This window comes from Shewanella sp. N2AIL (assembly GCF_022690845.1).
In the GTDB taxonomy this organism is placed as follows: domain Bacteria; phylum Pseudomonadota; class Gammaproteobacteria; order Enterobacterales; family Shewanellaceae; genus Shewanella; species Shewanella baltica.
Window position 1 is genome coordinate 1 of the sequence record NZ_JALBYT010000022.1, and the last position, 13,072, is coordinate 13,072.

Sequence of the window (13,072 nt, forward strand, 5' to 3'; positions counted from 1 at the left end):
GTAATAATTTTTTAAGGATCGCCTCTTTACGTTCTGGTGAATACCGAGCCATATCGTTCTCTTTTGCCGCACCCTGTCTTTAAACATAATGATTATTTAGGGGTGACAACAATCCTGACACAGGGGGGAGATATGAAGTGATACAAAAAAATAACTTGAGCAAGGTCGCCATTTGTGTGGGGCTCGCTTTAACATCTAGCTCAGCTATAGCTGCAAACAGTTGGTTATCACGGGTCAATACTGTCACTGAACAGCAAGACAAATCCATTGTATCAGCAAACCATATGCAATCAGTTTCAGTGATGACTTCTGATTCTTCTAACGCTGTATTCGATATTACTGTGTCTTTGCACAATAATCCTGAAGGGAGTGATCAGAAAGCCTACGAGGAAATATTGGGTTATTTTGCCGATGGGGTATGTGAGCAATCGAACGGTGAACATAAGCTCGGAAAGATAAGTATTTTCAGAGAAAATAAGCATAGATCTAAATCTGACATTATTTGGGGCGAGCGTGAATGGCCGCGAGCAAATACTGCGGGCTTTGGCGCCAATGGTATGCATATTTGGTTTGGAGATGTTTTTCCAAATGGTGCAGGGCAAGGCAAAGATCACAATATGCTCACCGATACCCTGGGCTCTGGCTACACCTTGGCCCACGAGTGGGGACACTACGCCTATGGTGTGTATGACGAGTATAAAGGTAACGCGGTTTCCGGTGCAGCTAATGCAACGCTCACCACTGACGTGGCTACTGATTCCATCATGAGTAATCAATGGCAAGCAAGAAACGGTGATATGAAATGGTTGAATCATTCAACTGCGATTAATATTGGTGATGTAAACCGTACCGCACAGGGACGAGTGTATGGTAAGAGTGCTTGGGAAGTACTTACTCAAGACGTTAAAGACGACCCTAAATCTGGGCGGAAAACGGCTCAGCCAACTCGTACTCGATATACTACTTTGGCGAATAATGCGCCAGATGCTAATAATCCGGTAAAGAAAGAGTTACCCGCAGCGCAGTTTAGTTGTCGTGATCAGCTTGATTTTGTTTGGGTTGAAGGCGATATCGATATGCAGATTGTCATGGACCGTTCGGGTAGCATGTCTGGTTCACCTATCGATAACGCCAAGCAAGCCGCTAAAATACTTGTTGATGCGACTGCTGAAGGCAGTACTGCGATGGGATTAGTTTCATTCTCAGGCCGTTCGAGTGTTGAGCAAGATTTTGCGATGCAAAAATTGCCCAAGCCAGATAACGGTGTTAAACAAGCTTTGAAAGGTGCAATTGATAATATTTATGCCTATGGTTCAACGGCATTGTTCGATGGCAGTCAGTTAGCACTTGATAATTTATCGGCTTATCAGGCTTCGGCGGCAAGTGGCGCACCAGGTGTCGTTTTTGTGCTTGCTGATGGTGACGATAATAATTCTATAAAATCAGAATCCTCGGTCATCACTGCCTATCAAAATGCTAATGTACCAATTTTTAGTTTCGGTTATGGCTCAGCTTCTCCAACGGGTCCCTTAGTGACAATGGCCAATGCTACCGGTGGAAAATACTTTTCTTCACCAACAACACTCGCGGAAATTATCGATGCTTTTTTACAAGCAAATGCCATTGCCACTGATAACCAAAACTTAGTGTCATCAACGCTTAATATTGCAAGTGGCACGGGTGCAACCCAGAGTATTTATATCGATTCTGGTTTAGATAATGTCAATATTTTCGTAAACCATAAAGGCGGCGCTTCTGACCTGCAACTCACGCTAAAAGATGCTTCAGGTCATAATGTCAATGGCGTAACTTTCGATTGTTTACCTGTGTCTGGAGGGCAATCTTGTAGCGTCAATGTCCCTAATAGTCTTGTTGCCTCACTTGGTCATGGTGAGTGGCAACTTGAGTTAATAAACACAAATGCAAATCGTGCGCTAGATGCGACGGTCAATGTCAGTGCAGAGCCAAGTCTAGCGGGAAGTTATACTGTCTCTGTTGAGGGATTTGCTGGTAATGCTGTAAGTTACCCAAGCCCGATGATTTTAACGACTGCGTTAACCAAAGATAAACTTATCACTGGTGCTAATGTCATCGCTACGATCAAGGACCCAATGGACAACACGACCAACTTGGAAATGTTTGATAATGGCCAAGGCGGTGATGCGGTTGCAGGTGATGGTATTTACTCCGCCGTTGCACCATACAATCAGAATGGTATTTATCAAGTCGAAGTGAATGTTGATAACAAAGAAAGCAAGGCTAAATATACTGCCACAGGCCTATTTACACCCACATTAGACGGCTCTGAGCCAGTACAAGAAGCTTTACCTGCCATAACGGAGAATTTTGTACGTATTGCGAAAACCTCATTGGTTGTGAGCAATGTGCCTTATTTTGACAGTGATGGTAGCTATATCACCGCAATTAAACTCGATACGACCAATGCTGGTATCAATGGAGTGATTGACAGTGCTGGCGATCTTGATTTCTATGTCTTAGAAAATATAGATATGAGCAAAGACCTCGTTGTACGTGTGACAGACTCCAGCTTAGGTATGAAGCCAAAGTTAACCGTTTACAAATCAGACGCGTCTACGACAATTGTTGATAATGTTACCCTAGCAACAAATCCATCAGCGACAAACTATGTATTTTCAAAGCTAGCTAAGTCTGAATTGGAATCGACTTTATATGTTGTCGTTAGCCACGAAGATGACACAGCTGTTACGGGAGGATACCAAGTGAGTGCGGGTGAGCCTTTAAACACTGACGTCCCGCCGAACAATGTGCCAGTAGCCAACTCGGATGCTATGACAATTTGGGCTGGCCAAAAAGTGACAATTTCACCTTTGGCAAATGATACGGATGCAGATGGTGATACTTTAGTGATCGATAGCGTTACTACTGGATCTACTAAGGGGACTGTTGCGGTTTCGGGCAATGTTATCAGTTATGACTCAGGTAGTGCCTTTGCAAATGAAACGCCAGGCTCAACCGTATTAGATAGCTTTGCTTACATCATTACCGATAACAAAGGTGGCTTTGCTGAAGCTACAGTTGATGTCAGTGTTAAAATTAATACACCGCCAACAGCAACGCCTGATGCTATCAGTGTCAATGAGAATGCGACTGTTACAATATCGCCGTTAACGAATGACACTGATGCCGATGGTCATACTTTTACCCTCACGGCTAAACAAGCTAGCCTGAAAGGTAAGCTGACAGATAATGGCGATGGTACGTTTATCTACGATCCTAACGGTCAGTTTAATGATTTGGCCAAAGGTGAAACGGCCAATGAAATCTTTAGTTACACCATCACAGATGAAATTGGCGCGACAAGCACAACTGAAGTGACTATTAGTGTTGTTGGTCTTAATGCGGCTCCTGTTGCTGTCGCTGACACAGCGGTAACGACTAAGTCGGGCAACATACAAATTGCCTTACTTGCAAATGATACCGATGTTGATGGAGACACGCTTACTATCACAGCTATTGATGTTGGCTCTTTAAAGGGCAAGGTCACCAATAACAATGATGGTACTGTGACTTATAGCCCTAATGGACAATTTGGTCATCTATATCAAGGTCAATCTGCAACAGAGACTTTTAGTTATACCATCTCAGATGGTGATGCTGAAATGAAGGCATCTGTTACAGTGACGATCAATGGTGAAGGTCAAGCGCCGGTAGAACCTGAAAAAGAAGGTTCTTCAGGTGGTAGCTTGTCATGGCTATCATTGCTACTTGCACCATTAGCGTTTAGCCGCCGTCGAGTTAAATAAGACGGCATAGTGCGCAATAAAAAAGCAAGCTTAACCGCTTGCTTTTTTATTTTCTTAAATTCAGTCAACTCGGTTTGAGGTTCAGTATTTAAAGTGAAAGCTTTACCTTCCAGCTCCGCGTGTTTGCTATTCAAAACAGCGCGACAAAGATGTTATTTTCTAGCAAAATAGGCCAATTTTTTGTCTTAAATACAGCAATTTGGTGAGTTAAATGGCGCGTAAGGGAAAGGGTGAAAGCGAGTCGTATCGCAAGTTTATAGATGAACAGGCAAAGCAAGCTTATGAAGATCTTGTTAAAAACCAATCACCTAAAAAGGCATTTCTAGGGGCATTACTTGGTGTTTTCTTAGGTTTAGCCTTACTTATTCTCTTTGTTTGGAATGGGTTAGTGTTTTATTGGATGCTCTTTGTTCCTGCGGCCGTTATTGGTTACTTGGCCTGCAAGTTTGGGAAAATCTATGAGAGTAAGTATGCAAACATGGTGGGTGTGATTGGGCTACTAACCAATGGCATTGCCGTCATGACCCTGTATAACTTTGAAGCTCTTGCCTTATCATCTATTCCCATTAGCTTTTTTGTGACTCGGTATTTCGCCAAACTGAAATTGACTGAAGCACAGGAGAAGGGGATCTGGCGTAAGGAAATAGGTCAGTTGTAGCGAGTACTCAAAGTTAACGCCTGTGGTCTGTTTGGCGTGGTCAGCCGAGCTGACCGTAATTATACCTTTCAGCCGTAAAACGCTACTCAGTGTCGTTAAATTTGGCTCAATAGTAAGATATCCCCGCGACAAGGCTTGTCTATTGGCGTTTAACCACGTAAAACAGGCTTTTTGGCGTACCTCTATGTACCAAGTGTTAGGAGTAATTGAATTTGGAACACTTAGTGTGGGAGCTCGATCCTGTATTAATCTCGTTTATGGGACTAAAAATACATTGGTATGGAGTCTTGTTTGCTGTTGCTATCACTGCCGGTTTTCAGGTGATGAAGCGGATTTATATCAAGGAAAACCTCGATGTCGAGTCCCTTGATAATCTACTGATTTATTGTGTGGTTGGCATCATAGTGGGCGCGCGTTTAGCCCATTGTATTTTTTACGATCCGGCTTATTACTTTGCCCATCCGCTTAAGATTTTGGCGATTTGGGAAGGTGGACTCGCCAGCCACGGTGGGGGTTTAGGGGCGATTCTGGCGCTGTATTATTACCAACGCAAAGTGAAGCTGCCCTTCCTGTTTTTGTTGGATAGACTCGCGATCGCCACCGCCATTTTTGGCTTTTTTGTGCGTATGGCGAACTTTGCCAACTCAGAGATTTTAGGCGATCCAACAACACAACCTTGGGGCATTATATTTGCCCGTGTTGATATGTTGCCAAGGCATCCGGCGCAGCTTTATGAGGCTTTTGCCTATTTGGCTATCTTTGTCGCGCTTTATGCTCTGTATCAATTTACGCAGATTAAACAACGGCATGGCGCGATTTTTGGCTTGTTTCTGGTGTCGGTGTTTAGTGCGCGAATTGCGATTGAATCGATTAAAGTCAGCCAAGCGGCTTACTCTGAATCTGTGCTAAGTGCGGGGCAACTTCTCAGCTTACCGTTTTTAGCCGTAGGTATAGTCTTGTTGTTTTTGGCGTATCGAAAGAAAGCCGTTTAAGTCAGAATATCAAACGGTTTAAAAAGGCTTTCTATCTAGATAGAAAGCCTTTTTTATGAAGGAATTAATCATCAAGGATGACGTTAGGCTGTCTTCACTATATTGCTCACTTGCACCATGGCATCCCGTGCGGAGCGGCTCACTCCCGAGAGTTGGAAGAATCCATGGATCACCCCAAGATAGCGGCGGCAGTGGGCATTCACGCCAGCCTCTAATAGATGCCTAAATAGCTGTTCTCCTTCATCGACGAGCGGATCAAATTCTGCGGTGATGATATGGGTTTCGGGCAGTCCCGCTAGGTCAGTGCTTCGCAGCGGACTGGCTTCGGCATCGGTTCTGGGGTGCCAATCTAAATACAGATCAAATCCAGTGAGTAAGGTATCGCGGGTAATAATATATTTCTCGCCATTGTCGCTATAGCTTTGGCTTTTAGCAGTGGCATCGAGCATTGGATAGATAAGCACTTGTTTTTGTGGCAACCATTGCCCTTTGGCTTTTAAACGTAGGCAAGTGACTAGGGCTAAATGGCCGCCAGCACTGTCGCCCATCAGGGTGATATTGGTTTTATCGCCACCCCATTGTTGGCAATGCTCATAAATGACCTCGGCGGCATGGCAGGCATCGTCGTGGGCAGCGGGGTAAACATGTTCAGGGGCGAGACGATAGCTCACCGCAATCACCAGTGCGCCAGCATCATTAGCAAGTTTACGCAGTTGTTGATTGTGGGTTTCAACGCCGCCACTGACAAAACAGCCGCCATGGTAGTAAATGACAACGGGTAAATCGTTTGCCGCAGAGGGTTTGAACAGGGTTAATTCTGCGCCATCGATGGAAACTGCGCGCACCTCGAACACGTCTTCCGCTTCACCTGCGAGTACCGTGCCGGCGATATAACCTTGTCTACGTTGCTCAATGGTCTGCTCTCGCACCGATGGACAACCCGCCGTGATAAACTCGCTAACCAATTGTTTAATTCCCTCTTCTAAATAGAGTTGGCTCATTTAATCTTCCCTCATTTTTCAGTGTGCTTAGCAGTTCTGCAATGGGCTGAGTTTATCGGCAGTTTAATTGAAATGGTAGCCGCAGTGATGAGAAGCAATAGCGGATTAGCAGCATTGACATGATTTCTGCCAGTAACTATTTTTGCTCAATTTGTTTTTGCTCAGATTGTTGTGCGCACTCTGGCTCTGTACTCATTGATTAGATGCTTGTTAGCCTAAATTCACACACTGTGATGAGTCCTGTTTTTAGCTCTGCCATCAACTCATTAATGAATACGGTTGCAGTCGGCATATTTTCAATATTACAGATTGAGTTGTATGGCGACTTGTAAGAAAATTACCAACTCAATTGACCATTAGGCTGGATGCGCTTAAATTTCCGCCTGATTGTGTGTTAGTTAGCACTAGGTTGTCTATTTGTGAAAGTTGCTTTCAGTCTCTTGGCTAAAATATAGGTTGCCAAGATACCGTTTGAGCGACATTGAGCCAGCGCTCACATCGTTATCCGTACTCTATTTGCAGGAATTCTTCGTGGCTAAAGCACCCAAAACATTGCAACAACGCATGAGCATAGTTGCCCTCACTTGGCCGATTTTTGTCGAGACCTTGCTGCAATCACTGCTTGGGATCAGCGACATTTTTATGCTCAGCCACTATTCCGATAATGCGGTTGCAGCGGTGGGACTCACGACTCAGCTGATGTTCTTCATGATGGTCATGTCCATGATGGTGAGCACAGGTGCGAGCATTTTGATTAGCCAGAACAATGGCGCAGGCCAGTCGCAACAGGCTGTCGATATCGGGGTGGCAAGTGTCGCATTAAGTTTAGGGCTCGCCTTGATCATGGGCGCCTCTATGTTCTTCGGCGCCAAGGGGATTATCGGCCTGTTTGCGCTTGAACACGATGTGGCGGGCTTTGGATATGACTACTTAGTGATTTGCGGCAGCTTGAGTATAGGCTTGGTCATGAACATCGCTTTTGCCGCGATTTTAAGGAGTTACGGCTTTACCCGCTCGGCCATGTTAGTCACCTCAAGCACAGGCTTGATGAACGTTATCGGTAACTATATTGCCCTGTATTCTCCCTTTGACTTGCCTGTTTATGGGGTAACAGGGGTGGCAATTTCCACCGTCACCAGCCAGATCATCGGCGCTGTGATCATGCTGATGGTGATCCGCTATAAAAAGATCCCGCTGCCACTGCAACGGCTTAAATTATTACCGCGCAGCACCTATTGGAGTGTGATGCGTATCGGTCTACTCAATGCCGGTGAGATGTTGTCTTACAATGTGGCGCAGATGACCATCATCTATTTTATCAGTCAAATGGGGACTTTATCGCTCACGGCTTATACCTATGGATTAAACATCAGCCGGTTTATTTATTGCTTTGCGGTGGCGCTCGGGCAGGCGACGCAAATTCAGACCGGATACTATGTTGGCAAACAATGGTTCGATGAAATCACCGCGAGAGTGCAACGTTACTGTCTGGTGGGGTTTATCGCTTCGCTGGCCATAGTCTTAGTCTTCTACTGGCAGCGATTCACTATTGTTGGCTGGTTAAGTGAGAACGAGGAAGTCATCCAACTGACGGCGTTATTACTGGCAGGTTCTATCGCGCTTGAAACGGGGCGGGTGTTTAATCTGGTGATTATCTCGGCATTAAAAGGGGCGGGTGATGTGGCGTTCCCAGTGCGGGTTGGCCTCTTTAGCATGTGGGGCATAGGGGTATTATTGGCTTGGTTCTTTGGCCTTCACTTAGGCTATGGCGTACTCGCCGCTTGGCTGGCAGTTGCGGCAGATGAATGGATCCGCGGCCTGATTATGGTGTATCGCTGGCGCTCGTGCCGTTGGCAACGTTTTACTCGCATACCCGCTGCGACTGCAGTGTAGTTTTGGTGAGGTGAATTGGAAGCGCAGCAAACATAGGCTGCGCTTTTTGTTTGATAAGCTTAACTTTGCTGCTTCAACAAGGTACGGCACAGCTTGATAAAGTCCGATGATGTGACGATACCGAGCACCTTTTTATCGACATCGACAACGGGCAAGCAGCCGAGTTTGTTTTCGATAAAATATTCCACCACCACAGTTAAAGGTTCGTCGGCGGTAAGATGCTGAAAGTCTTGGTCCATCACGGTTGTGATCGGCGTGTATCGCTCCTTACGATCGAGCGCGCCTTGGCCGTATTTATTCAACATAGTCATCACGCTGGCGATCATCTTTTTATGGGTGAGTACGCCAACGAGGGTGCCATCAATTTCAGAAATCACAGGTAAGTGGCGTACGCCACGGGTTTGCATCAGATGGTGGGCATCTTTCAAGCTGGCGCCATCGCTGATGCAGATGACTTGATCACTCATAATATCGCTGACTTTCATTGTTAAATTCCTTTTCTTGCCATTCTTAGGCGTGCATTTAACACGCTGCGTTAGCCTGCACCGATGTTAGCAGCTTCCTTGTTCGCTGCGCCAGCCCTGCTTAAATAAAGTACGCCATTCAGTATAAGTATTTGAATTGATAGAAATCATAAAAGGCTGACAAAGATGTCACAAATGTGTAACAGTGATGTCTCACAATCGGGGTCTCATTAGACCTCATACCAGTGAAGCCTTTTCTAACAAGGAATAATAATAATGAATCGTACCGTAACTCGTCGTGACTTTTTGGCTATGTCGGCCAAAGGTGTTGGCGTTGCTGTGATCTCTTACGGCTTGATGGGCTGTAGTGATAGTAATGATGATAATTCTGTACCTGCACAATTTTTACATGGGATTGCCAGTGGCGATCCTGCTATTGACGCTGTTATCCTTTGGACCCGTGTCACGCCTGAGTCTGAGGGCGATGTAAAAGTGAGCTGGCAAGTGGCAAGCGATGCGGCCTTTAGTCAATTAGTGACTACGGGTGAGATGGTCACTAATGCAAGCCGTGACTACACGGTTAAGATTGATGCCCGCGGCTTACGTGCTGGCCAAAACTATTTTTACCGCTTTATGACAGGTGACAAAACCTCAGCCGTGGGTAAAACCCGTACTCTGCCTGAGGGCGATGTGAGTTCTGTCAAATTGGCGGTGATGTCCTGTGCGAACTTTCCAGCTGGATACTTTAACGTCTATGAATTAGCGGCGGCGCAGGATGACTTAGATGCCGTGGTGCATTTAGGCGATTACATCTATGAATATGCCCGTGGCGGTTATGCCAGTGAGCATGCTGCAGAGCTTGGCCGAGAAGTCTTACCGGCCACTGAGTTGCTGACGTTGGGCGATTATCGCACCCGTTATGGTCAGTACCATACCGATGCGAGCCTGCAAAAGTTACACGCGAAAGTGCCTTTTATCACGGTATGGGATGACCACGAAGTGGCCAACGATACTTGGCGTGATGGCGCTGAGAATCATAACGAAGGCGAAGGCGATTTTGCCGTCCGCAAAGAAGCGGCACTGCAAGCCTATTTCGAGTGGCTGCCTATTCGTCCATGGCGCGAAGGGAACCATGAAGAGATTTACCGCAGCTTCAGTTACGGCAATCTTGTCGACCTGCACATGCTCGATACCCGTGTATTGGCCCGTGATAAACAGCTCGATTATGCCGACTATATGGATCCCACAACGGGTTCGTTTGCGGGTGAGCGTTTCCTTGCCGATGTGACTTCGACCACTCGCACTATGCTGGGTCTGACGCAATTGTTATGGCTGCAGGGCACTCTGCTGCAAGCAACGGGCAAGTGGCAGGTGTTAGGGCAACAGATTTTGATGGGCAAGATGTCATTGCCGGCGGCGATTGCGACTCAGCAGATGAGCATTCCCCAATATGCCATGTTAGGTGCGTTAGCTAAGTTAGCAGCGCGTGCGGCGGCAAATGATCCCACGCTGACCGCCCAAGAGTTGCAATATCTTCAAGCTAATCAAGCCTTATTAACCCCAGAAGTTATCGCACTGCTGCAATTACCGGCCATTCCATACAACTTAGATGCTTGGGACGGTTATGCCTATGAGCGTGAGGTGATTTTAGGTACGGCTAAATCGAAAAACCTCAACCTAGTCGTGATTGCGGGTGATACCCATAATGCCTGGGCTAACGAGCTTAAAGATGTGAATGGCGATACCGTTGGGGTGGAGTTTGCGACCAGCTCAGTGTCTTCACCAGGTCTTGAGTACTATTTGAATCTGCCAGCTGAGCAGATCCCTGCGACTGAGGCGGCGATCGTCGAGTTAGTGCCAGATCTTAAGTACGCTAACTTAAGAGATCGCGGCTTTATGACGCTCACTTTCACCGCTGATGAGGTGCGCAGCGACTGGCATTATGTGGATACCATTCTATCGAAGGATTTCCAAGCGGCAACGGCACGTGGTTATAGTGCCAAGGCAAAAGTGGGCGAGCATGTGATTATCCCTATCGTTTAACGCAGGTATTTATTTGCTGTTTTTAGGCCACCTTAGGGTGGCCTTTTTGTTGCTTTTGCCTAAAAAGGTAAAATAAATGTCTGTTGTCACGCAAGTTCTTACTATTACTGCAGCACATCGCATTTTTTTGGTATAAAATTCGCTCCCAAAATTCGGCGGCTGCCTACACTTGCTAAGGCAAAGCTGTTTTAGTGTTTTGGGAACCTTTACCCGCCGAACAGACCTTACAGGGGTCATAAGCTTTTGCTTTAACGACCTAAGAATAAAATCAATGTGATGGGGACTGTGTCATGTCAGAAAAGTATTTTGTTACCGCGCAGCAATTGCTGGAAGATTCATTTTTATTAGCTTCGCAAGTGTATGAGAGTGGCTTTCGTCCGCAGTTTATCGTGGGTATTTGGCGTGGCGGCGCTCCAATCGGGATCGCGGTACAGGAATTTTTCGACTTTAAACAAGTTGAAACCGATCACATTGCCGTGCGTACTTCTTCCTATTATGGGATTGGTACCGACAAGCAAAGCAAAGAAATCAAAGTTCACGGCCTGCATTACATCGTTGAAAATGCGAACGCAAGCGACGGTTTATTGATTGTGGATGATGTGTTTGACTCTGGCCGCAGTATCCATGCATTAAAAGAAAAACTCGGTCAGTTGATGCGCCTGAATATGCCAACCGATATCCGTATCGCTTGCCCTTATTACAAGCCCAAAAATACCGCCGTGCCTTTAAAGCCTGACTATTACATCCATGCCTCTGAAGACTGGTTAGTGTTCCCGCATGAAGTCACAGGTTTAACGCCGGAAGAAATTGCCGAAGGCAAGGGCGATTTAAAGAATATCCAGCACCTGTTTAAATAGCTCGCGGCGAGATATAGATTATTTTCGCAATAAAAAAATGCGTTAACGATTAATCGTTAACGCATTTTTTTTTCTATATCGATGACTTATAAATCCATACAGTTAGCATAGTAAGTCACTGTGGCGGGCCAGTCGGAGAACACTCCAATCACGCCGACATCTTTCGCCAGTACATCAAGTAATTCAAAGGTATCGCCTTCGTTATCTATCGCTTCGGTAATGCTTTGATAGTAAAAGCCGCCGCCATTTTTTAATAATCCAGAACGTTCCAGCGACCAAGTGATGATCTTAAGCCCAGCGCCTTTGGCGGCCTTAGCGTATTCCGAAGGGATGATCTTTTTGTCCGCATCTAAGGCGACTAAAACCCAGAGTGGCGGTGCGATAATTTCGACGCCTTGGGTCTTCAAATCCGCCATTGATGGTGACCAAGTGGCAGAGTTTTGCGGATCGAAAGCGCTGTTATAATCGTATCTGTCATCGAGAAATACGGCTTGTTTCGCAAACTCAGGTGCATTGGCAACCCAATATTTGATGTCATCTAAGATAAATGATTGAGGGAATACTTGCGAAGCATCGACGCCTGCCGCCGTGTATTCATCTAACATTTTTTGTGCGTAATCCTGCTGAGTAAAACCATCGAATGGCATAGATACGCTGGCGGCTTTGAGCTCTGGCGTCATCTTCACACCAGCTTTTTTAAACATTTCAATACTTTCGGCGTGGGTCATCAAGGTGCCATTGCCAGCGTAGAGATCGGTGCGCCAGTTTGGAGTACCATTGATGAATTCGGCCGCAGTGGTCGCTTTAGGATTGCTGCCTTCCATCTTACCCTTGAGGGTTTTAAATTCGGCGAGGGTGATATCGCTGGTGCAACAGGTCGCCGATGCACTGACGCCATTGGCTGCATCGGCTGGAGTGAATGGGCTCGAACATTTATTAGCCAGTTCAGGCACGGCTAAAATGTTGGTCGTGCTGGCAAGATCGCACTGTGAGTGGCGGCACACTAAGGCTTTATCGGCGGTGAAGGTGACATCACATTCAACTATGCCAGCGCCCGAATCGATAGCAGCTTGGTAGGATTCCTTTGTATGCTCAGGGAATTGCATTGGTGCGCCACGGTGACCGATGGAAAACTCGCTGCGATAAAAATTGTCAGTGGTGCATTGTTCTAAGCGGGTTTTAAGTGTGCTGTCTTGCATTTGACGCACGAGGAATAAAGGTCTTTCTCCCACTTGAGCTGGAACAGGTTTGCTGGCAGGTGGCGTGACTTCTGTGTTGTTATCGTCACTATTGCAACCAGCTAATAAAGCGCTGGTGGCAATTAACAGGCCGAGTGAGAGCGACGAAATAGGGCGTAGTTTCATCAGATTTACCTATGA

The 13,072-nt window shown here is 46.2% G+C and carries 9 protein-coding genes; 6 read left to right on the plus strand and 3 right to left on the minus strand.

From position 1 onward, the window contains the following. Positions 1 to 284: 284 nt before the first annotated feature. The 3 genes from MO387_RS13605 (at position 285) to lgt (ending at position 5,435) form a co-directional block, all read left to right on the plus strand. Complete coding sequence (locus MO387_RS13605) at positions 285 to 3,785, plus strand: Ig-like domain-containing protein (RefSeq protein WP_234420959.1); 3,501 nt, start codon at positions 285 to 287, stop codon at positions 3,783 to 3,785. 211 nt (positions 3,786 to 3,996) lie between these two features. Continuing rightward, positions 3,997 to 4,443: a hypothetical protein gene (locus MO387_RS13610; RefSeq protein ID WP_006084117.1), complete on the plus strand. Its 447-nt coding sequence runs from the start codon at positions 3,997 to 3,999 to the stop codon at positions 4,441 to 4,443. Positions 4,444 to 4,655: 212 nt separating this feature from the next. Continuing rightward, a complete protein-coding gene (gene lgt / locus MO387_RS13615) occupies positions 4,656 to 5,435 on the plus strand; it encodes a prolipoprotein diacylglyceryl transferase (protein WP_006080213.1) in 780 nt (259 codons plus the stop codon). 83 nt (positions 5,436 to 5,518) lie between these two features. Here the strand turns inward: lgt and MO387_RS13620 are convergent, their stop codons facing one another. Continuing rightward, positions 5,519 to 6,436, minus strand: a complete 918-nt coding sequence (locus MO387_RS13620) for an alpha/beta hydrolase (protein ID WP_107949153.1) — start codon at positions 6,434 to 6,436, stop codon at positions 5,519 to 5,521. A gap of 531 nt (positions 6,437 to 6,967) precedes the next feature. Between MO387_RS13620 and MO387_RS13625 the strand changes: the two genes are divergently transcribed. After that, entirely contained in the window at positions 6,968 to 8,329 is a 1,362-nt protein-coding gene (locus MO387_RS13625) for an MATE family efflux transporter (protein ID WP_107949151.1), read from the plus strand. A gap of 59 nt (positions 8,330 to 8,388) precedes the next feature. Here the strand turns inward: MO387_RS13625 and MO387_RS13630 are convergent, their stop codons facing one another. Further along, complete coding sequence (locus tag MO387_RS13630; protein WP_107949149.1) at positions 8,389 to 8,814, minus strand: CBS domain-containing protein; 426 nt, start codon at positions 8,812 to 8,814, stop codon at positions 8,389 to 8,391. Between the two features lie 255 nt (positions 8,815 to 9,069). Here MO387_RS13630 and MO387_RS13635 point away from each other — a divergent pair, with 255 nt between their 5' ends. Further along, a complete protein-coding gene (locus MO387_RS13635) occupies positions 9,070 to 10,836 on the plus strand; it encodes an alkaline phosphatase D family protein (RefSeq protein ID WP_107949147.1) in 1,767 nt (588 codons plus the stop codon). Positions 10,837 to 11,126: 290 nt separating this feature from the next. Further along, entirely contained in the window at positions 11,127 to 11,693 is a 567-nt protein-coding gene (locus MO387_RS13640) for a phosphoribosyltransferase family protein (protein WP_006080219.1), read from the plus strand. Between the two features lie 86 nt (positions 11,694 to 11,779). Here the strand turns inward: MO387_RS13640 and MO387_RS13645 are convergent, their stop codons facing one another. Continuing rightward, entirely contained in the window at positions 11,780 to 13,057 is a 1,278-nt protein-coding gene (locus MO387_RS13645; protein ID WP_107949145.1) for a glycerophosphodiester phosphodiesterase family protein, read from the minus strand. Positions 13,058 to 13,072 lie beyond the last annotated feature (15 nt).

Coding starts and splice junctions, on each gene's coding strand:
- MO387_RS13605 (WP_234420959.1), top strand. CDS start 285: ATGCAATCAGTTTCAGTGATGACTTCTGATTCTTCTAACGCTGTATTC.
- MO387_RS13610 (WP_006084117.1), top strand. CDS start 3,997: ATGGCGCGTAAGGGAAAGGGTGAAAGCGAGTCGTATCGCAAGTTTATA.
- MO387_RS13620 (WP_107949153.1), bottom strand. CDS start 6,436: ATGAGCCAACTCTATTTAGAAGAGGGAATTAAACAATTGGTTAGCGAG.
- MO387_RS13630 (WP_107949149.1), bottom strand. CDS start 8,814: ATGAAAGTCAGCGATATTATGAGTGATCAAGTCATCTGCATCAGCGAT.
- MO387_RS13635 (WP_107949147.1), top strand. CDS start 9,070: ATGAATCGTACCGTAACTCGTCGTGACTTTTTGGCTATGTCGGCCAAA.
- MO387_RS13640 (WP_006080219.1), top strand. CDS start 11,127: ATGTCAGAAAAGTATTTTGTTACCGCGCAGCAATTGCTGGAAGATTCA.
- MO387_RS13645 (WP_107949145.1), bottom strand. CDS start 13,057: ATGAAACTACGCCCTATTTCGTCGCTCTCACTCGGCCTGTTAATTGCC.